The following is a 20554-nucleotide window of genomic DNA, read 5'->3' as shown; positions in this document are numbered from 1 at the left end:
TTACTCTGATTCACTTGTTATGATTGGTTCTAACTGAATGAAGGGCAGCCACTTGGCTGCCCTTCTTGTATCTATATCACTGCAATCTATGAGCAATTATGAGCCTTAATCTACGCTCTTGGGCCAGATGCCGCATTGAACCCGAGTCAATTCTAAACACTGCCATTTAACCTACGGCACAGTATTGAAACCACCTCACCATTCATCCTCATCACTCCCCGTGGTCTATCGCTCACGAGCTCACACGTAGCCCATCACTGCCGACATAAGTAAACACCACACATGTAGACTAAAGAACAGCTAATACCTCCAGAGGCAGCACTGAGAGACTGACATTGAGTGCAGACATGAATATCCAATGTCGTCATAGACTCTCAACACAGGCAAAAGCAGATTCTTCAGTGAGTTGAACCTAAGAAAGAGAAGTGTTTAAAACGAAATGGCTAAAGATAGCAACACCGAAGATAGCTAAGGTAAAGCAAAAGATGATGATGCAAAGTTAAGGTTAAACCTAAGCGGGTAAAAATATAATGAGTTAAACCTTACAGATTAAAAAATAAAAAAGCCCTGCAATTGCTTGCAGGGCTTATCTATATGGTGCGCGTGGAAGGAGTCGAACCTCCGACCGCCTGGTTCGTAGCCAGGTACTCTATCCAGCTGAGCTACACGCGCAAACTCGTTTTTGTACTTCTAAGATTCAATTAAGATTGAGTCTAGGATAAGCACTTTTATCTAGCAAATTTATTCTATTCTTCTCGACTAAAAGAATAGAATGGCGGAGAAGGAGGGATTCGAACCCTCGATGGGAGTTAAAGCCCATACTCCCTTAGCAGGGGAGCGCCTTCGGCCACTCGGCCACCTCTCCGCGTTTAACGCTTTAAATCAACAAGACGTATCTCGTTAACTATATTGGTGCGCGTGGAAGGAGTCGAACCTCCGACCGCCTGGTTCGTAGCCAGGTACTCTATCCAGCTGAGCTACACGCGCATGTTAAACGATAAAACACTAATACGACCTAAATCATATTAATTTAAATTGGTGCGCGTGGAAGGAGTCGAACCTCCGACCGCCTGGTTCGTAGCCAGGTACTCTATCCAGCTGAGCTACACGCGCATGTTAAACGGTAAAACATTAATACGATTTAAATCGTATTAATCTAAATTGGTGCGCGTGGAAGGAGTCGAACCTCCGACCGCCTGGTTCGTAGCCAGGTACTCTATCCAGCTGAGCTACACGCGCATTTTAACTCTTTGCTATAAGCAATTATCTACAAAATTTCTTATGAAATTCAAAACTGATGAGTTAAAGATTAACTAATGCAGAGATGGTGCGCGTGGAAGGAGTCGAACCTCCGACCGCCTGGTTCGTAGCCAGGTACTCTATCCAGCTGAGCTACACGCGCGACTTGTATCTAAATTTACTTTTACATCAAACACTAATAAAAAATGGTGCGCGTGGAAGGAGTCGAACCTCCGACCGCCTGGTTCGTAGCCAGGTACTCTATCCAGCTGAGCTACACGCGCACTGTTTTCTATCTTTAAGAAATGGCGGAGAAGGAGGGATTCGAACCCTCGATGGGAGTTAAAGCCCATACTCCCTTAGCAGGGGAGCGCCTTCGGCCACTCGGCCACCTCTCCGTTTTCTTGGCGCACATATTACTGTTTGACGAAAATAAGTCAAACCCTTTTTCCGAAACAGATTCCATTTGAACTGTTTTTAATCACATTGCTGTTATATCAAGCCAATGTATTGATTTACGCCAATCTTTCGGTCTAAAAAATAAAAAAGCCAGTTAAAAAACTGACTCTTCTGTTGCCGTAGTACGCTTGCCAAAACAAGGTACTAAAAGTTACCACCTTCCGATGGTGTACCTGATTTTTCAGATTGAATGCGTTGGTAGATTTCTTCGCGATGAACAGAAACCTCTTTTGGTGCATTCACACCAATACGCACTTGATTGCCTTTTACCCCTAGCACTGTAACTGTGACTTCATCACCAATCATCAGTGTTTCGCCAACACGACGAGTCAAAATCAGCATTCGATAGCTCCTTTATTTCTTAATTCAGCTTACACACGGCACTCATCCGGTAGATGGGCTTATTATAAGGTCAGCTTAGTACAAATTAATAGTATTCAATACTCAAACGGTTATTTAATTACACCTTATTTAGCTCGAAAGCGTGATGTAACGCCCGAACCGCCTTGTGTAAGTCCCTTTCATCGATAACGGTTGATAATTTACTCTCTGACGTCGTGAGTAACTTAGCATGAATAGTTTCATTACCCAAGACTTCTAACATCTTAGTCAATAATCCCATTTTTGCCTGTAAACCTTTGCCAACTAAAGATACTTTTGCACGTTGACGTTCGATAATCAATGGCCCGAGAGCAAGGCTTTCACTTAAGCCTTCGAGCTCATTAAGCAGAGTATCAACCTTAGCTTCTGCGAGCATAAAACTGACGCGACCCGAAGGATCATCCTCATGGATCCTCAATGGAGAAATAAATTCCACGTCGATTTCCAATCGAGTTAAGCAGCCTAACAACGCTTGATAGCGTTCACTGGTGGTAAACAGCCCTTCAATCGTCAGCGTTGCCAGCGCCTTATTAATCGCAATACCTTGCACTAACGAGGCAATCGTTAATTCCGACTCGTCGCCAAATTGGATTAACGTCCCCTGCCCAGCTTCAAAGCTCGACAATACTCGCAGCGGTACGCGAAAACGCTCGGCGTATTCAACAGAATCAGGATGCAATACTTTAGCGCCGAGCTTTGCCATTTCGAGCATCACATCAAACCCAATCACATCGAGGCGACGTGCACTGCTATCAATATTAGGATCTGTGGTAAATACCCCTGCCACATCGGTAAAAATCTGGCATTCATCGGCTTCTAACGCTGCCGCTAAGGCTACTGCAGTGGTATCTGAACCACCGCGTCCTAAGGTGGTCACTTCACCTTGAGGATCGATGCCCTGAAACCCTGCAACGATCGGCACAACACCGTCGGCTAACAGGGATTGCAAATACTCAGTATCGACGCGCTCGATACTGGCGCGGCCAAATTGACTATTTGTATGAATTTGCACTTGATCGCCCGTAAGGGATTTCGCTTTTATGCCGCGACGTTGTAGCGCCATCGACATCAAAGCAATACTCACTTGCTCACCCGTCGAGACTAGCATGTCTAACTCGCGCGCCGAGGCGCGCGGATTAATTTGTGCTGCAAGTGCAAACAGGCGATTCGTCTCACCCGCCATCGCGGATAAGACTAAAACTTGCTGCTCACCATTGTGAGCTGACTTTGTAATCTGCTCAGCGACCGCTTCGATACGTTCAATAGAACCCACCGAAGTGCCGCCGAACTTTTTCACAAAAAGCTTGCTACCACTAAGCTTTCGTTTTTGGGGCACAGCAACCTCTTAAGCTAGACGCTCAGTAATCCAAGGTAATACTTGAGCCAATGCCGCATCCAGATTTTCTGGCTGGCTACCGCCCGCTTGAGCCATATCAGGACGACCACCGCCTTTACCGCCCACTTGTGCAGCGACCATAGCGACTAGCTCACCCGCTTTGACTTTACCGATCAGATCGTTACTCACACCCGCGATCAGGTTAACTTTCCCTTCCTGCGCGGTACCAAGAACGATAATGGCCGATTTCAATTTCTGTTTTAATTCATCTTGCAAGCCACGTAATGAACTTGCCTCAACGCCGTCTAATTTTTTGATCAGTACGTTAACGCCATTAACTACAACGGCATCGCCCACTAAGTCTGCACTCGCTGCGGCCGCTAGCTTATCTTTCAGCTGCGCCATTTCTTTTTCGAGTTGCTTCATCTTATCGAGCTGCGCTTTTAACTTAGCCACCACTGAGTTGGCATCGCCTTTCAATAAGGCAGCGGCTTCTTCCAGTTCAGCTTGTTGCTGCGCCACATAAGCCATAGCAGCAGCGCCAGTCACGGCTTCGATGCGACGTACACCCGCAGCAATACCTGCTTCAGAGGTGATTTTAAATAAGCCGATATCGCCAGTGCGACCCACATGGGTACCGCCACACAATTCGATAGAGAAATCGCCCATAGTCACAACACGCACTTGTGAATCATATTTCTCACCAAAAAGTGCCATAGCGCCTTTCTCTTTAGCTTCATCTATGCCCATTTCAGCGGTTTTAAGTTCATGGTTACGACGAATTTGAGTGTTAACTAATTCTTCAACTTCTTTTAATTCAGCAGCTTTTACGCCTTCGAAATGGGAGAAGTCAAAACGTAAACGCTCAGGATCAACCAAAGACCCTTTTTGCGAGACATGAGTACCGAGCACTTGACGCAGTGCGGCATGCAGTAAATGCGTAACAGAATGGTTTAACTGTGTACGGTGACGCAGTTTTTTATCCACTTTCGCTTCAATAACTTGGCCAACGCTCAAGCTACCTGTAGCCAAAACACCTTGATGGCCCGTTGCTTGACCATACTTTTGCGTATCGTTTACCGTAAACTCAATACCATTCGCAACCAATTGGCCTTTATCGCCTACTTGACCGCCAGATTCAGCGTAGAAAGGTGTTACATCGAGCACGACAACGGCTTCATCACCCGCTTTGATCGCCGTCACTGACTCACCATTTTGATAAATCGCGGTGACCTTAGCTTGACCCGCTAATTCGGTGTAACCACTGAATGCAGTTTCAGTATCAATTTTCAGCGCAGCGTTATAATCTGCACCAAAGTTACCGGCAGCTTGTGCGCGGCTACGTTGCTCAGCCATGGCGACTTCGAAACCGGCTTCATCGACAATGATGTTGCGCTCACGGCAGACATCAGCGGTCAAATCCATTGGGAAGCCATAGGTGTCATACAACTTAAATACGGTTTCGCCGTCTAAGGTGTCACCTTTCAACTCGTTTAAGGCCGTATCTAAAATACCTAAACCACGTTCAAGCGTACGGGCAAATTGCTCTTCTTCCGCTTTCAGTGCTTTTTCAACAATCGCTTGAGTCTCAGCTAACCCTTTTGCTGCATCGCCCATCACCGCAATCAAAGACGGAACCAGCTTGTAGAAGAAAGCTTCGGTCGCACCTAACTTGTTACCATGGCGAACAGCGCGGCGAATAATACGGCGCAGCACATAACCACGGCCTTCATTCGACGGCATAACGCCATCGGCAATTAAAAATGCACATGAACGGATATGATCGGCAATGACTCGCAGCGACTTTTCAGATAAGTCACTAACACCAATGACCTCTGCGGCTTTAGCAATCAAAGTACGGAAAATATCGATTTCGTAGTTAGAATGTACGCCCTGCATAATCGCAGCAATACGCTCAATCCCCATGCCTGTATCAACCGAGGGCTTAGGCAAAGGTAACATTTCACCCGATGCTTGACGGTTGTACTGCATGAAAACGATGTTCCAGATTTCGATGAAACGATCACCATCTTCTTCAGGACTGCCAGGACGTCCGCCCCAAATATGATCACCATGATCATAAAAAATCTCAGTACATGGACCACAAGGACCGGTATCACCCATTTGCCAGAAGTTATCTGACGCAAAGGCAGCACCTTTATTGTCACCGATACGTATGATGTTCTCGGCAGCGACACCAATTTTTTTATTCCAGATTTCAAAGGCTTCATCATCTGTCTGATAAATAGTGACGCACAGACGTTCCTTAGGCAGCTTTAACGTTTCAGTTAAAAAAGTCCAACCCAAACGAATCGCTTCTTCTTTGAAATAATCTCCAAAACTGAAGTTACCTAGCATTTCGAAAAAGGTGTGATGACGTGCAGTGTAGCCAACGTTATCCAAATCGTTATGTTTACCACCAGCGCGTACACAACGTTGAGCAGTGGTCGCACGCGTATAATTGCGTTTGTCCATGCCAAGAAACACGTCCTTGAACTGGTTCATGCCTGCATTGGTAAATAAAAGTGTGGGATCGTTGCCTGGCACTAATGAACTACTGTCCACAACTTGATGACCATTGCTGCGGAAAAATTCGAGGAAAGCGCTTCTGAGCTCTGCTGTAGTTTGATACATGAAATCATCCTGAATTGGGTAAGCATTACCAGCTACGCCTTAGGCTAGCCGTATTTCTATTTGCCCAGCATTATAAGCAGACTAAGGAAGGACGACCAGTCTTGATTGGTGATATACACATCAGGAATTTAATATTTTAGCGTGAATCGCCCACACCAGAGTCACTAGAAGCAAAACGACAGGATAAAGCACAAATAAAGACGGCGTAAGTTTATCGCGGCACGGACAATATTTAAGCAAGTGAGTCTAATGTGGAGTACGAAATGGACAAGACCCATTGATGATATTTAGATGAGCTTTTACAGTCTTAGCTTCAAATTTAATAATCTTCATCGAGATCATTGGGATCTGAATCTAGTGCGTAAGTGATTTGATCGTAGCTAAAGCCTTGACCCATTAAAAAACGCACTCGTTTGGCCTTTTCCTTTGCGATGAGATCCCGAGCTTTAGAGCCCTTCACTTCTGTCACACGGGGAATGCCGTATTTTTTGGTGGCTTTATCTTTTGCTAGCTCAAACCAGTCACAATCACAATTAACCAAAGCGGCTTCAATACAGTCTTTAGATAAGCCTTTCTGTGCGATTGCTTGGCGGATGCGTATTGCACCGTGGCCTCGACTGATGTGGCTTCGCACCAACAGTTCGGCATAACGAGCATCATTAATAAAACCGGAGGATTCGCAAGCATCGAGTACAGGTTCGATATCGTTAAGTTCGAAACCTTTTTCGAGCAATTTATCGCGGATTTGTAAACGGGAATAATCGCGGCGCGCTAACAGCGCGACCGCAATTTGATGGGCTGACTGACTCAGAATACTTCGCCTGTCTCTAAATCAATATTGTCCTCAGTACTATCATCAGCTTTGGCAGCCAAGGCACTCGGATTACTCAAAAGCAACTCACGTAGCGTCTTGTCAATTTCAGCAGCAATAGCTGGGTTTTCAGTCAGATATTTGCCAGCATTAGCACGACCTTGGCCGATTTTATCGCCTTTATAGCTGTACCAAGCGCCCGCTTTTTCAATCAACTTATGGGCTACGCCTAAGTCTACTAACTCACCAGTACGGTTAATACCTTGGCCATAAAGGATTTGGAACTCAGCTTGCTTAAACGGCGCTGCAACCTTGTTTTTCACCACTTTAACGCGAGTTTCGTTACCGACCACTTCATCGCCGTCTTTAATGGCACCAGTGCGGCGAATGTCTAGGCGAACAGAAGCATAAAACTTCAGCGCATTACCACCGGTTGTAGTTTCTGGGTTACCGAACATCACACCAATCTTCATCCGAATTTGGTTGATGAAGATAAGTAAGGTGTTAGATTGCTTTAAGTTACCCGCAAGTTTACGCATAGCTTGGCTCATCATACGCGCCGCTAGGCCCATGTGAGAATCACCAATTTCGCCTTCGATTTCAGCTTTAGGCGTTAATGCCGCCACTGAGTCGACTACGATAACGTCAACAGCACCTGAGCGAGTTAAAGCATCACAAATCTCAAGCGCTTGCTCGCCGGTATCCGGTTGCGAACACAGCAGGTTATCAATATCTACGCCCAATTTTTTAGCATAAATAGGGTCTAGTGCATGCTCTGCATCGATAAAGGCACAGGTTTTGCCTTCACGTTGCGCTGCCGCAATCACTTCTAAAGTCAGTGTTGTTTTACCTGATGATTCAGGACCATAGATCTCAACGATACGACCCATTGGCAAACCGCCAGCACCTAAAGCAACGTCCAGAGACAGAGAACCGGTAGAAATGGTCTCAACATCCATAGAGCGATCTTCGCCCAGCTTCATGATGGAGCCTTTACCAAATTGTTTCTCAATTTGGATCAATACCGCAGCAAGTGCTTTCTCTTTATTTGGATCGACCTTCATTCCTGTTCCCTCATCAAGACAAGCATTAAGCTGTCAAAAGTGATATTCAATTTACAAACGGGTAATTCAAAAAGCCGCGCTTTTTGTCTTAATTCTGCTGACTAGTATACTGTACAATCATACAGTATCAAGACCTGTGACTGAATTATTTTTAGCTGATAGGATTTTTAATATGGCCAAGGTTTTAGCGAATATCAAATCAGATAATAGCTCCCTTTGATCAATATCCATCGTTAAGGGCTCAATTTTCGCTAAATTATTGCTAAGATTGGCGCAACAAATTTTGCGTGGTCTTTTTAGCTGAAAATTGTACAGCAGTCTTCCGCTTCCATAGCGCTTAATCACCCTTAACCACACAAACTGTATCGCCTTTAGGCAGTCACAACGGACGATAACGATTTAATGAATGTAATTGATACCGATGATTTAGAAAAACATACTCCTATGATGCGTCAATACTTGACGATGAAAGCAGAACATCACGATATGTTGCTGTTTTATCGCATGGGTGACTTCTACGAGTTGTTTTATGACGATGCTAAACGCGCTTCTGAGCTGTTAGGCATTTCACTCACTGCGCGCGGTAAAAGTGGTGGCGATCCTATTCCGATGGCGGGACTTCCTTACCATGCTGTGGAAGGCTATCTTGCAAAATTAGTTCAAATTGGTCAATCAGTTGCGATTTGCGAACAGATTGGCGATCCCGCGACATCTAAAGGGCCGGTAGAACGTAAAGTGGTGCGAATTGTCACGCCAGGCACCTTAACCGACGAAGCGTTGCTGCAGGAACGCCAAGACAATCTGTTAGCCGCGGTTTATCAAGGTAAAGTCGGTTTTGGTTATGCCACATTAGATGTTTCATCCGGACGTTTTGTGATTGCAGAGCTCGACACCCGAGAGTCATTAGAAGCGGAATTGCAACGCACTAATCCCGTTGAAATTCTCTACAGTGAAGACTTTGGTGAACTTGGACTACTTAACGGTTTTAAAGGCAAACGCCGTCGCCCCGAGTGGGAATTTGATTACGATACGAGTATCAAGTTACTACTGGCCCAGTTTGGCACGAAAGACTTGCATGGTTTTGGTATCGCAGATGCACGTTTATCACTGCAGGCTGCGGGTTGCTTGATGCAATATGTCAAAGACACACAGCGCACGGCACTGCCCCATATCAATGCCATTATCCGCTTCAATCAAACCGATAGCATAGTGCTTGATGCGGCAACGCGCCGAAATTTAGAACTCACTCAAAACCTTGCCGGTGGCCGCGATAATACCTTAGCGGCAGTATTGGATAATACGGCAACGCCTATGGGCAGCCGTATGTTACAACGCTGGATCCATCAGCCTCTGCGAGATCCTAAGCAAATCAAGGCGCGCCAACAGGCGGTGACTGAACTCCTCGATACCGCAGCCCACGAAGGTTTGCATGAGCAGTTAAAGGCACTTGGCGATATCGAACGTATCATGGCAAGGTTAGCCCTGCGTACTGCCCGTCCAAGGGACTTTGCACGTTTACGTCAAGCACTGGGCTTATTGCCTGAATTACAACTGAGTTTAAGTACACTGAGCGCGCCGCACACGACTCAATTGCGTCAACACTTAGGTGAGTTCCCCGCTGAGCAAGCCCTGCTTGAGCGCGCGATAGTCGATAATCCACCTATGCTTATCCGCGATGGCGGGGTGATCCGTGAAGGCTACAACAGCGAACTAGATGAATGGCGCGGTCTGAGCGAAGGAGCGAGTGATTACTTAGTACAACTTGAAGCCAGAGAAAAAGAACGTACTGGCATTAATACACTTAAAGTCGGCTATAACCGCGTACACGGCTATTACATCGAAGTAAGCCGCCTGCAATCCTCACAAGTACCGCTCAATTATCAACGACGCCAAACACTTAAGAATATGGAGCGTTATATCACGCCTGAACTTAAGGAATACGAAGAAAAAGTCCTCTCGAGCCAAGGTAAAGCGCTGGCACTCGAAAAGCAGTTATGGGAACAGTTGTTCGATCTTATTCTGCCAAAGTTGCATGAATTACAAGCCTTTGCTAGAGCGGCGGCTGAGCTTGATGTACTGAGTAACTTTGCCGAGCGTGCCGAAACCTTGGGCTACACTTGTCCAGAGCTGAGCCAAGATATCGGCGTACAAATAGACGCAGGTCGCCATCCAGTGGTGGAGCGTGTTAGCCAAACGCCGTTTATCGCTAACCCAGTGACCTTGCACAATCAAAGACGTATGTTGATTGTCACCGGACCCAACATGGGCGGTAAATCGACCTATATGCGTCAAGTCGCCTTGATTACGCTGATGGCCCATATTGGTTGTTTTGTTCCAGCAGATCGCGCCCTGATTGGCCCGATTGATCGCATCTTTACCCGTATTGGCGCATCAGACGATCTGGCCTCTGGCCGCTCAACCTTTATGGTAGAAATGACTGAAACTGCCAACATCCTGCACAATGCCACTGCCAGTAGTTTAGTGTTAATGGATGAAATCGGCCGTGGAACATCCACCTATGATGGTTTATCGCTAGCTTGGTCGGCAGCAGAGTATTTAGCCCAGCAAGTCGGGGCTATGACCCTATTCGCCACCCATTATTTTGAGCTAACTCAATTACCTGACTTAATGGCAGGTGTTTACAATGTGCACCTTGATGCCATTGAGCATGAAGATACCATCGCCTTTATGCATGCGGTACAGGAAGGTGCAGCCAGTAAAAGCTACGGCTTACAAGTTGCGGCGCTTGCTGGCGTGCCAAACAAAGTGATTAAAGCAGCGAAACATAAATTGCAGCAATTGGAGAGTCGCGATCATCAACCAGAAGGAACGAGGACGCCCATTCAAAGCTTACTCGCTTTACCTGAACCGGTTGAAAATCCAGCTTTGACTAAATTAAGTAGCATTAATCCCGATAACTTAACGCCAAAACAGGCGCTTGATTTGCTCTATGAACTGAAACGCTTGAGCTAGACATCAGGTGATCTAAATAAAAGCCTAAAAATAACAACGCCCACTCTATAGTGGGCGTTTTACTTTATGACGTGATCTCACACTAAGTATATTTTCTGGATAGCTTCTCTGAAAGGCACCAGAAGACAGATATTAGTTTCTAAATAAAGCTTCAACAGATAAACCTTGAGAACCCAATAAATCACGTAAGCGTTTTAATGCTTCCACTTGGATTTGACGAACACGTTCACGGGTTAAACCAATTTCAGCCCCCACATCTTCAAGCGTAGAAGGTTCATAACCTAACAAACCAAAACGACGGGCTAATACTTCTCTTTGTTTTGTGTTCAACTCGTTAAGCCATTTCACCACCGAGTTAGAGATGTCTTCATCTTGCACTTTATAGTCAGGGCCAACACTATCATCATCGGCCAGTACATCTAATAATGCTTTCTCGTTATCGCCCCCCAAAGGCGTATCAACAGAGGTAATTTTTTCATTCAGCTTAAGCATGCGGCTCACATCAGAGCTAGAAACTTGCAGTTTTTCAGCAATTTCTTCCGCTGTAGGTTCATGATCCAGTTTTTGTGCTAATTCGCGGGCTGTGCGCAAGTATACGTTGAGTTCTTTAACAACATGAATCGGCAAACGAATAGTACGAGTTTGATTCATGATAGCGCGTTCAATTGTCTGTCTGATCCACCAAGTCGCATAGGTTGAAAAACGAAAACCTCTTTCTGGGTCAAACTTTTCTACGGCACGAATTAAACCTAAATTACCCTCTTCGATAAGATCAAGCAGTGCTAAGCCGCGGTTATTGTAACGACGTGCAATTTTTACGACGAGACGTAAATTACTTTCGATCATGCGATTACGGGATTTTGCACAACCTTTTAAGGCCTTACGGGAAAAGTAAACTTCTTCTTCTGCGCTAAGCAGTGGGGAAAAACCAATCTCACCTAGATAAAGTTGAGTGGCATCAAGATTTTTTTGAAGGTCATCTTGGACCTGTTGTTCTATTCCTAGCTCTTGGACTAGATCGGTGGCAACTTCTTCTTTTTCAAGATCAAAGTCTACGGTTTCTACGGAAAAATCTACTAGTGCTTCTGCGGCAGTGCTATTTATGCGGCTCATGATCAAATCTCCCAAACCTAATTAAACTGCTGAATTAGTGCAATTTCCTATCCTCCATTTGCCAACAAGGCCCCAAACAATCATTGTTTAGGTAAATAAGTAAGTGGGTTTACAGACTGTCCATGGTAACGAATTTCAAAATGTAACATTACCCGATTGGCACCTGTATTGCCCATTTTTGCAACAGTCTGCCCTGCGAGGACATGTTGCTTTTCTTTGACTAAGATCTTGTCCGTATGAGCATAAGCACTAAGGTAATCGTCACTATGTTTAATAATCACTAAATTACCGTAACCCCTAAGAGCACTTCCTGCGTATACCACCCGCCCATCTGCAGCTGCTTTGATGATATCTCCCCGATTTCCCGCGATCTTAATACCTTTATTTCCCTGCTCATTGGCAGAATAAGTTCCGATTAACTTCCCTCTTACTGGCCACTGCCACTGACTCACACTGGCTGGCAGTGTTGAGGTGGGTGGAACCATTAGCTGGTTAACGTTTTGTTGGGAACTTGTTACAAGGTACGCGGGCTTAGCTTTCTGATCAAGTGTTTTTTTCAGATCGTTACTTGACTTAGCATTAGACTGATAAACCTTACCATCTAATTGTTTTTTATCACCTTTACTTGAATTAGCATCTGAATTACCCGTTATATTTCCATCTAAAGTCGTAGATTTTGATTGGTTACTAGATTTAGCATTAGTTAAATATAAAATCTGTCCAGGGTAAATTGTATAAGGGTTATCTAATTGATTAAGTTTAGCTATTTCAGAAAAGTCTTTCCCTGCCCCCCAAGAAATAGAGTAGAGAGTGTCACCTTTTTTAACTTTATATGAATTCGATTTAATGTGGCCTTTGCTATTTTTAGAGTAGCTATGGGAAATATTTTCGACGGGTGCGGGTCTGCTGGCCTGAAAGCTACAGCCTACAAGCAGAAATATAAAGCAAAGGTTTAAGAGTAAACCCGCATTCAACAATAAAAACTCCTTGGTAAGGTTGTATTACTGTTTATGATGAGAAAATGACGCCTTCTGTGCAAAACAAGCACTTCGCTTAACACAGTAGCACAACACAAGGTTAAGCTAACTCTCCATTAATTAAAGGTACAAATTTAACCGTTTCAATGGTTTCAGAACTAAAGCGGTCAGCAGTGCGCGTAATACGCATCAATTGTTGAGTATCCTCTCCCACAGGTAAGACTAACACCCCTCCATCAGCCAATTGAGACAGCAAAGCTTCTGGTATAGTCGCCGCCGCCGCAGTCACCATAATGGCATCGAACGGACTACGATTAGCCCATCCCAACCAACCATCACCATATTTGAACGACACATTATGCAAATCTAATCGTTTTAAACGCTGTCTTGCTTGAATTTGTAAACCTTTGATCCGTTCGATAGTACAAAGCTGAGGCACCAATTGAGCCAAAATGGCTGCCTGATAGCCCGATCCCGTCCCCACTTCTAGCACTCGCTGTGGCATCTTGTGCAGTAAGAGTTCGCTCATACGGGCAACGATATAAGGCTGCGAAATGGTTTGCCCTTGTCCAATTGGCAAAGCCGTATTTTCATAGGCTTTATGGGCTAGCGCATTATCGAGAAACATTTCTCGCGGCGTATGCGATATCGCCTTTAACACGGCTTGATTACGGATCCCCGCATCTTGAAGCTTTTTAGCTAAATTCACCGCCGATGTTAAGGCAACTCGAGTCATATTTTATCTACCCAATTTTGCAATGCCGTTAGTTGTCCGTAGGCGGTTAAATCAACCGTCAAGGGCGTAATTGAAACATAGCCATTGGCGATAGCATGAAAATCAGTGCCCTCTGTGGCATCCTGCTCTTGTCCCGGTGGACCAAGCCAGAAGATTTCACGTCCGGCAGGATCTTGCGTTCGCACTATGCCTTCGGCCTTATGACGAGCGCCGAGGCGAGTCACTTTGATCCCTTTAATTTGATCAAGTGGCAAGTCAGGCACATTCACATTTAAGATCTGATCCTTTGCCAAAGGCTGGGCCAACAAACCTTGAACTATCCGCCGAGCATAAACAGCCGCCGATTGATAATGTTCGAATTTACGGCCATTAAGCGAAATCGCTATTGCAGGAAAACCTAAAAAGCGTCCTTCCATCGCGGCGGCAACCGTCCCCGAATATAAGGTGTCATCACCCATATTTGCCCCCGCATTGATGCCAGACACCACCATATCAGGTTCGCCATCACATAATTCTCGGATAGCCAAATGAACGCAATCTGTCGGTGTACCGTGAACGGAAATATAGCCATTATCTAACCTATTAATTCTTAATGGATTAGTCAAGGTTAATGAGTTGCTCGCACCAGAGCAATTTCGATCCGGCCCCACAGTCAGCACTGTCGCAATTTCAGCCAAAGCCTCAGATAAGGCTTTGATACCTGGAGCATTAATCCCATCGTCATTGCTAACAAGGATACGGATCATGACTCTGCTTCAGTCTTAACAGTATCAGTGTTAGCCACTACGTTAGCGTTAGTTACCTCAGGCGCAGGCTCCTGCACCAATGTAGCTTGCCATTGCTGCTCTTTAACATCTTGATAATTAACTAACTCTCTCAATAACGATGTTGCAAAACTGCCCGCAGGCAACACAAACTCCAGCACTAAGCCATCGGCGGTTTGTTCGTATTTAAGGCCTTGGGGCTCAAGCAGTAACGGACGGCGTTCTTGCTCTAATCCGGCGTGCTCTAAACCATAGCAATCGTCAGCTAACTCACTCATAGCTAAGGTTTCCACCGCAGCAGCTTCACCTTGGGGTAACATCATGCCGCGCCCCCACAATGGTGCAGAAAGTTGAATGTCTTTTTCAATCAGACGCTTCAATACGATGAGATCCCATTCAGGCGTCACGAAGAAGCTTTTGCTGCCCGCTAACATCACACAATCACCCGCTAAAGGCTTAGTGCCATGGTTGGCTAAACGATATGACACCACAGTGTTAAACAGATTTGAGCGCACGGCAGACAAATACATGCTGCGCTTATTTCTGTCTTTGACTTTTTTACCCGCCATCATTTGGCGACCAAACACTAAGTTTTTGCCATCGTGACCAAAGCGCTGCTCACCAAAGTAATTGGGCACGCCCACTTGAGCGACCTTTTCGATACGACTGATAATGTCTTCCACTTGGGTGACATTTCTCAGGGTAAGAATAAAGCGGTTACCGACTAAGGCACCGATTCGCAGTTTCTTGCTGTGGCGGCTGCTCGACAATATAGTCAAACGATCGCTATTGAGCTCCTTCCAAGTAGGCGTTTCTTTACCTGGAATACGCACACCAAACCATTGTTCTGTGATGGCATTTTTATCTTTTTGCCCAGCGTAGGTGACTTCCTTTGGATGCACCTTAGCAAACTTAGCGATCATTTCCGCGACTTGTACTGTATTTAGCCCTTCTTTGCGTACATGCAGCATATGATGTTCACCTTCACCCGTCGGGCTAAAAGGCAAAATCTCTTTCACGATAAAATCGCTATTTTGGGTTCTTAGATCTGCTGTACCTAAAGGCTTACCATACAGATAATGTAATTCGCTCATGGGACTTTTTTACTCTTAAGTTAATCGTGTTTGCGGGCCATAAGTACCACGGCTTCTACCGCAATACCTTCTTTACGCCCGGTAAATCCAAGCTGTTCAGTTGTGGTCGCTTTGACATTAATATCGTCAAGTTCCGCGGTTAAATCGGCGGCTAATATCTGGCGCATTGCCTCTATGTGCGGTGCCATTTTAGGAGCTTGGGCTATGATAGTGACGTCAAGATTGCCGAGCACAAAGCCTTTCGCTCTCGCTAAAGCATAGCAATGACGCAGCAATACGCGGCTATCGGCACCCTTATAGGCGGCATCGGTATCGGGGAAATGTTTTCCTATGTCACCGAGCGCTAAAGCACCGAGGATGGCATCGGAAATCGCATGCAGTACCACATCACCATCTGAATGTGCGACTAGGCCTGTTTCATAGGGTACTTCCACGCCACAAAGGATAAGTGGCCGCGCCGCACCAAATTTATGCACATCGAAACCATGGCCGATACGGATTTTCATTTAATATTCCTAACGTATTATTTTACTTTGATTATGACTATTTAACGGCACGCATCAAAAACAGTTCGGCTAGCCCTAAATCGTCGGGATGCGTTACTTTTATATTATCAGCACGGCCCGAAACGAGTCCGGGTGATATCCCCGCCCATTCCATCGCAGAAGCCTCATCTGTGACTACCGCACCTGCAGCCAGAGCCGCATTGAGGTAATTTTTTAATTGCTGCGCTGGAAATAACTGCGGCGTCAATGCATGCCATAAATTATCGCGGCACACAGTGGCACTGATTTCACCCTGTTTATTCGCGCGCTTCATGGTATCGCGTACAGGCATTGCCAAAATAGCACCTTGGGGGAATTGCACTCTAGATGCGAGTAACTTGTCGATATCCGTCGCGGTTAAACAAGGTCTTGCCGCATCATGCACTAAGGCCCAACTGTGCTCGGGCACAATTTGCAGCGCCGCCAACACAGAATCAGCGCGCTCACCGCCACCTATTACTGTAATCAATTTGGGGTGCACGGCCTGTGGCAAGGTATCGAAGATAGTATCGTTCGAATGTAAGGCAACGATCACTTGAGAAATGTGCGGATGGGACAAGAGCTTATCTAAGGTATGAGCAAGAATACTCTGGCCGCACACCTCAAGATATTGCTTAGGTCTGTCGGCGCCCATACGGCTACCTATGCCTGCGGCGGGAACGATGGCAACCACAGCTTGAGTGACATGCTCAGCTTGGCGCTGCAATTCAATTTGTGTTACCAGATCAGATTGACTATCGGGATTGGATTGTTCATTTAATCCAAGATCTAAATGTCCTAGCTCTGTCATCCTAACTCCATATTACTGAGATGGACTCGATACCGAGCGCTCACCACCCACGACGCGATAGAAGGTCTCGCCTTCTTTAACCATGCCAAGTTCGTTACGTGCGCGCTCTTCGATGGCTTCTGTACCACTTTTCAGATCGATGATTTCTTCCTTTAGCACTTGGTTACGCTCATTGAGTTTGGCGTTACCTTCTTGCTGGGCGGCAATTTGTTTTTGCAGAACGAAATATTCAGGAAGACTATTACCTCCCGACCAAAGACGGAATTGCAGTACACCGAGTAGCACTATGAGTGCAATGACAAAAAATTTCATGGAGGAATTAGCGTCAGTATCTTGGATTAAAAAAATATACAGCAGATAGTACAACAAAAAAGGCCACCAAGTGGTGGCCTTTTTACATCAAATATTAAATTACGCCTGACCTTTGATCTCTTTCAAACCACGGTATGGGGCTTTTTCACCTAATTGCTCTTCGATGCGCAGCAATTGGTTGTACTTAGCAACACGGTCAGAACGACACAGTGAACCGGTTTTGATTTGGCCAGCTGCAGTACCTACGGCTAAGTCAGCAATGGTTGAATCTTCAGTTTCACCACTACGGTGTGAAATCACTGCTGTGTAACCCGCTTCTTTCGCCATGCGAATGGCCGCTAAAGTCTCAGTCAATGAACCGATTTGGTTGAACTTGATAAGGATTGAGTTTGCAATACCGTTTTCGATACCACGGGTTAAGATTTTAGTGTTAGTAACGAATAAATCGTCGCCCACTAATTGGATCTTGTCGCCCATGATTTGAGTTTGGTAAGCCCAACCATCCCAATCTGATTCGTCTAAGCCATCTTCGATAGACACGATTGGATATTGGTCAGCCAATGATTTTAAGAAATCAGAGAAACCATTCGAGTCGAAGACTTTGCCTTCGCCCGCTAAATCGTATTTGCCGTCTTTGTAGAATTCAGATGCAGCGCAATCCAGCGCTAACGTCACATCAGTACCTAACTTGTAACCAGCCAGTTCAACCGCTTCTTTGATAATGGCTAACGCATCAGCGTTTGACGCTAAGTTAGGTGCAAAACCACCTTCGTCACCCACAGAAGTGCTTAGGCCTTTGTCGTGCAATACTTTTTTCAGCGTATGGAAAATTTCAGCGCCCATGCGCAGTGCTTCACGGAAAGTTTTCGCGCCAACAGGTTGCACCATGAATTCTTGGATATCAACGTTGTTATCCGCGTGCTCGCCACCGTTTAAGATGTTCATCATAGGCACAGGCATAGAATATTGGCCTGGTGTACCGTTTAATTCAGCGATATGCGCGTATAAAGGAATACCTTTAGATGCTGCAGCTGCTTTAGCAGCCGCTAAAGACACAGCCAGAATCGCGTTTGCGCCTAACTTGTCTTTGTTTTCTGTGCCATCTAAGTCGATCATGATTTGATCAAGCTCAGCTTGTGCCGTCGCATCTTTGCCTAATAATGCAGCGCGGATGACACCGTTTACGTTAGCAACCGCTGTTAATACGCCTTTGCCTAAATAACGGCTCTTATCGCCATCACGTAATTCTAACGCTTCGCGGCTACCGGTTGATGCACCAGAAGGCGCCGCAGCCATACCCACAAAACCACCTTCTAAATGCACTTCGGCTTCAACAGTTGGGTTACCACGAGAATCCATAATCTCGCGACCAATCACGTTAATAATCTTAGCCATAACACCCTCGATTTAAGTTTAAAGATAAAAGAAAAAACCAATACCTATGGGAATAAATGGAAGTCACATACCGCAGAAAATAACCAAATTCCATTTACGGTTTGCGTCCATACAGATGCAACGGATACGCATGCTGTTTACACCCAGAAGTATTAAATTCTTATGTTTCAAGTAGCAACGAGTGTAGCAAAAGGCCGGCCCCACTGTCGCGGGTCCGGCCTCACATATTCTTACTTCAGATCACGTTTTTGATGCGCACTTGCCGCAGCAATAAACCCTTCGAACAATGGGTGACCATCGCGCGGCGTTGAGGTGAATTCAGGATGGAATTGACCTGCAACAAACCATGGGTGATCTTTTAATTCGATCATTTCCACCAGTTTACGATCAGAAGACAAACCGCTGAAAATCATGCCAGCTTGCTCTAAACGCTCTCTGTATTTGTTGTTCACTTCGTAACGGTGACGATGACGTTCTACACAGCTGTTGCCTTTGTAGGCTTGAGCCGCTTTTGAACCCTCGAGTAAATGACACAATTGAGCGCCTAAACGCATAGTGCCACCTAAGTCAGACGCTTCATGGCGCTGCTCAACATTACCTTCTTCGTCAATCCATTCAGTGATCAAACCCACCACTGGGAATGGTGTTTCTTTATTGAATTCAGTTGAATGTGCATCAGCCATGCCAGCAACATTACGCGCAAATTCAATCAGGGCAACTTGCATACCTAAACAAATACCGAAATACGGTAGATTGTTTTCACGGGCAAATTTTGCCGCCAGTATCTTACCTTCAACACCACGCTCGCCAAAACCGCCTGGTACTAAGATACCGTCTAAGCCCTGTAAGACTTCTTCGCCTTTAGCTTCTACGGTTTGTGAATCAATATACTTGATGGTCACTGATACGCGGTTTTTAAGGCCTGCGTGTTTTAATGCTTCGTTGACTGACTTATAGGCATCTGGCAGTTCAATGTATTTACCCACCATACCAATAACGACTTCGCCGTTTGGATTAGCTTCTTGATAAATAACATTTTCCCACTCAGACAGATCCGCTTCACGGCATTCTAAACCGAAACGCTTAACCACTAAGTCATCCAAACCTTGTGAACGTAACAAAGCTGGGATTTTATAAATACTATCAACATCTTTTAATGAAATAACCGCACGCTCTTCAACGTTACAGAACAGCGAAATTTTGGCTTTTTCATTCGCAGGAATAGCACGATCACCACGGCAAACCAGCACATCTGGTGCAATACCGATAGAACGCAGCTCTTTCACTGAGTGTTGAGTTGGCTTAGTTTTCACTTCGCCAGCAGCACCTAAGAAAGGCACTAAGGTTAAATGCATGAACAGAGTACGATCACGACCCAGCTCAACACCGAGCTGACGGATAGACTCTAGGAACGGCAAAGATTCGATATCACCCACAGTACCGCCGATTTCGACGATAGCCACATCATGGCCTTCGCCACCTGCTAATACTTTTTCTTTAATCGCATTAGTGATGTGTGGGATAACCTGAATAGTTGCGCCCAAATAATCGCCACGACGTTCTTTACGTAATACTTCTTCGTAAATACGACCGGTAGTGAAGTTGTTACGACGATTCATCTTAGTACGAATGAAACGCTCGTAGTGACCCAAGTCGAGATCTGTTTCTGCACCGTCTTCAGTAACAAATACTTCGCCATGTTGGGTTGGGCTCATGGTACCCGGATCAACGTTAATGTAAGGGTCCAGTTTCATGATGGTTACATTGAGACCGCGGGCCTCTAAAATTGCAGCTAATGATGCTGCTGCAATGCCTTTACCTAGTGATGAAACAACGCCACCAGTAACGAAGATATACCTTGTAGTCATGCTGAACCTGAGAAAATGAGTTTGAAAATACGTGCTTGTAAGAAAGCACTAGGACGGGGCAGT

The 20554-nt window shown here is 45.5% G+C and carries 16 protein-coding genes and 8 tRNA genes; 1 reads left to right on the top strand and 23 read right to left on the bottom strand.

What is annotated here, in order from left to right; translation table 11 throughout:
* Positions 1 to 595 precede the first annotated feature (595 nt).
* The 13 genes from HUB64_RS18280 to recA form a co-directional block, all read right to left on the bottom strand.
* Positions 596 to 672, bottom strand: a tRNA-Arg gene (locus tag HUB64_RS18280).
* 101 nt (positions 673 to 773) lie between these two features.
* Positions 774 to 865, bottom strand: a tRNA-Ser gene (locus tag HUB64_RS18275).
* A gap of 45 nt (positions 866 to 910) precedes the next feature.
* Positions 911 to 987 (bottom strand) — tRNA-Arg (locus HUB64_RS18270).
* 49 nt (positions 988 to 1036) lie between these two features.
* A tRNA-Arg gene (locus HUB64_RS18265) sits at positions 1037 to 1113 on the bottom strand.
* A 49-nt stretch (positions 1114 to 1162) separates the two neighbouring features.
* Positions 1163 to 1239 (bottom strand) — tRNA-Arg (locus HUB64_RS18260).
* An 86-nt stretch (positions 1240 to 1325) separates the two neighbouring features.
* Positions 1326 to 1402, bottom strand: a tRNA-Arg gene (locus HUB64_RS18255).
* 44 nt (positions 1403 to 1446) lie between these two features.
* Positions 1447 to 1523 (bottom strand) — tRNA-Arg (locus HUB64_RS18250).
* A 22-nt stretch (positions 1524 to 1545) separates the two neighbouring features.
* Positions 1546 to 1637 (bottom strand) — tRNA-Ser (locus HUB64_RS18245).
* 205 nt (positions 1638 to 1842) lie between these two features.
* On the bottom strand, positions 1843 to 2040 hold the full coding sequence (gene csrA, locus HUB64_RS18240) for a carbon storage regulator CsrA (protein ID WP_006082602.1): 198 nt from the start codon (positions 2038 to 2040) through the stop codon (positions 1843 to 1845).
* A gap of 118 nt (positions 2041 to 2158) precedes the next feature.
* On the bottom strand, positions 2159 to 3415 hold the full coding sequence (locus tag HUB64_RS18235; protein ID WP_006082603.1) for an aspartate kinase: 1257 nt from the start codon (positions 3413 to 3415) through the stop codon (positions 2159 to 2161).
* 9 nt (positions 3416 to 3424) lie between these two features.
* Positions 3425 to 6049 carry an alanine--tRNA ligase gene (alaS, locus tag HUB64_RS18230; protein WP_105251814.1) on the bottom strand — a complete coding sequence of 875 codons (2625 nt, stop codon included), beginning with the start codon at positions 6047 to 6049 and terminating at the stop codon, positions 3425 to 3427.
* Positions 6050 to 6368: 319 nt separating this feature from the next.
* Complete coding sequence (locus tag HUB64_RS18225; protein ID WP_028761357.1) at positions 6369 to 6782, bottom strand: regulatory protein RecX; 414 nt, start codon at positions 6780 to 6782, stop codon at positions 6369 to 6371.
* 74 nt (positions 6783 to 6856) lie between these two features.
* On the bottom strand, positions 6857 to 7924 hold the full coding sequence (gene recA / locus HUB64_RS18220) for a recombinase RecA (RefSeq protein ID WP_105251812.1): 1068 nt from the start codon (positions 7922 to 7924) through the stop codon (positions 6857 to 6859).
* Between the two features lie 402 nt (positions 7925 to 8326).
* Between recA and mutS the strand changes: the two genes are divergently transcribed.
* The gene (gene mutS / locus HUB64_RS18215) at positions 8327 to 10897 is read left to right on the top strand and encodes a DNA mismatch repair protein MutS (RefSeq protein WP_173243509.1); all 2571 of its coding nucleotides are present in this window, start codon (positions 8327 to 8329) and stop codon (positions 10895 to 10897) included.
* 132 nt (positions 10898 to 11029) lie between these two features.
* On the opposite strand, the gene rpoS is transcribed toward mutS, so the two are convergent.
* From rpoS to HUB64_RS18165, 10 genes are all read right to left on the bottom strand, one after another.
* Entirely contained in the window at positions 11030 to 12010 is a 981-nt protein-coding gene (gene rpoS / locus HUB64_RS18210) for an RNA polymerase sigma factor RpoS (RefSeq protein ID WP_028761361.1), read from the bottom strand.
* Between the two features lie 80 nt (positions 12011 to 12090).
* Entirely contained in the window at positions 12091 to 12987 is an 897-nt protein-coding gene (locus HUB64_RS18205; protein WP_173497553.1) for a peptidoglycan DD-metalloendopeptidase family protein, read from the bottom strand.
* A gap of 100 nt (positions 12988 to 13087) precedes the next feature.
* Positions 13088 to 13723, bottom strand: coding sequence for a protein-L-isoaspartate(D-aspartate) O-methyltransferase (locus tag HUB64_RS18200; protein ID WP_028761363.1), 636 nt, complete (start codon positions 13721 to 13723; stop codon positions 13088 to 13090).
* Positions 13720 to 14469 carry a 5'/3'-nucleotidase SurE gene (gene surE / locus HUB64_RS18195; RefSeq protein ID WP_105251808.1) on the bottom strand — a complete coding sequence of 250 codons (750 nt, stop codon included), beginning with the start codon at positions 14467 to 14469 and terminating at the stop codon, positions 13720 to 13722. Before surE ends, HUB64_RS18200 begins: the two co-directional genes overlap by 4 nt.
* The gene (gene truD / locus HUB64_RS18190; protein ID WP_173497552.1) at positions 14466 to 15581 is read right to left on the bottom strand and encodes a tRNA pseudouridine(13) synthase TruD; all 1116 of its coding nucleotides are present in this window, start codon (positions 15579 to 15581) and stop codon (positions 14466 to 14468) included. Before truD ends, surE begins: the two co-directional genes overlap by 4 nt.
* A 20-nt stretch (positions 15582 to 15601) precedes the next feature.
* Positions 15602 to 16087 (bottom strand): 2-C-methyl-D-erythritol 2,4-cyclodiphosphate synthase, encoded by a 486-nt coding sequence (ispF, locus tag HUB64_RS18185; RefSeq protein ID WP_168822943.1) that lies wholly within the window; start codon positions 16085 to 16087, stop codon positions 15602 to 15604.
* Between the two features lie 37 nt (positions 16088 to 16124).
* Positions 16125 to 16916 carry a 2-C-methyl-D-erythritol 4-phosphate cytidylyltransferase gene (ispD, locus tag HUB64_RS18180; protein WP_173497551.1) on the bottom strand — a complete coding sequence of 264 codons (792 nt, stop codon included), beginning with the start codon at positions 16914 to 16916 and terminating at the stop codon, positions 16125 to 16127.
* Positions 16917 to 16928: 12 nt separating this feature from the next.
* Entirely contained in the window at positions 16929 to 17228 is a 300-nt protein-coding gene (gene ftsB / locus HUB64_RS18175; RefSeq protein ID WP_105253074.1) for a cell division protein FtsB, read from the bottom strand.
* Between the two features lie 99 nt (positions 17229 to 17327).
* Positions 17328 to 18623 carry a phosphopyruvate hydratase gene (gene eno, locus HUB64_RS18170; protein WP_105251763.1) on the bottom strand — a complete coding sequence of 432 codons (1296 nt, stop codon included), beginning with the start codon at positions 18621 to 18623 and terminating at the stop codon, positions 17328 to 17330.
* 230 nt (positions 18624 to 18853) lie between these two features.
* On the bottom strand, positions 18854 to 20491 hold the full coding sequence (locus HUB64_RS18165; RefSeq protein WP_012587102.1) for a CTP synthase: 1638 nt from the start codon (positions 20489 to 20491) through the stop codon (positions 18854 to 18856).
* Between the last annotated feature and the right edge of the window lie 63 nt (positions 20492 to 20554).

It is taken from the genome of Shewanella sp. ISTPL2 (assembly GCF_013283205.1).
GTDB classification, from domain to species: Bacteria; Pseudomonadota; Gammaproteobacteria; order Enterobacterales; family Shewanellaceae; genus Shewanella; species Shewanella oncorhynchi.
The sequence above is the reverse complement of the archived record's forward strand: the minus strand, read 5'-3'. Positions and strand labels throughout refer to the sequence as shown.

Bases quoted from the DNA above. Each gene is read 5' to 3' on its own strand.
- HUB64_RS18165 (WP_012587102.1), bottom strand. From the start codon at position 20,491: ATGACTACAAGGTATATCTTCGTTACTGGTGGCGTTGTTTCATCACTA.
- ispD (WP_173497551.1), bottom strand. From the start codon at position 16,916: ATGACAGAGCTAGGACATTTAGATCTTGGATTAAATGAACAATCCAAT.
- rpoS (WP_028761361.1), bottom strand. From the start codon at position 12,010: ATGAGCCGCATAAATAGCACTGCCGCAGAAGCACTAGTAGATTTTTCC.
- eno (WP_105251763.1), bottom strand. From the start codon at position 18,623: ATGGCTAAGATTATTAACGTGATTGGTCGCGAGATTATGGATTCTCGT.
- alaS (WP_105251814.1), bottom strand. From the start codon at position 6,049: ATGTATCAAACTACAGCAGAGCTCAGAAGCGCTTTCCTCGAATTTTTC.
- ispF (WP_168822943.1), bottom strand. From the start codon at position 16,087: ATGAAAATCCGTATCGGCCATGGTTTCGATGTGCATAAATTTGGTGCG.
- surE (WP_105251808.1), bottom strand. From the start codon at position 14,469: ATGATCCGTATCCTTGTTAGCAATGACGATGGGATTAATGCTCCAGGT.
- recA (WP_105251812.1), bottom strand. From the start codon at position 7,924: ATGAAGGTCGATCCAAATAAAGAGAAAGCACTTGCTGCGGTATTGATC.
- HUB64_RS18200 (WP_028761363.1), bottom strand. From the start codon at position 13,723: ATGACTCGAGTTGCCTTAACATCGGCGGTGAATTTAGCTAAAAAGCTT.
- ftsB (WP_105253074.1), bottom strand. From the start codon at position 17,228: ATGAAATTTTTTGTCATTGCACTCATAGTGCTACTCGGTGTACTGCAA.
- truD (WP_173497552.1), bottom strand. From the start codon at position 15,581: ATGAGCGAATTACATTATCTGTATGGTAAGCCTTTAGGTACAGCAGAT.
- mutS (WP_173243509.1), top strand. From the start codon at position 8,327: ATGAATGTAATTGATACCGATGATTTAGAAAAACATACTCCTATGATG.
- csrA (WP_006082602.1), bottom strand. From the start codon at position 2,040: ATGCTGATTTTGACTCGTCGTGTTGGCGAAACACTGATGATTGGTGAT.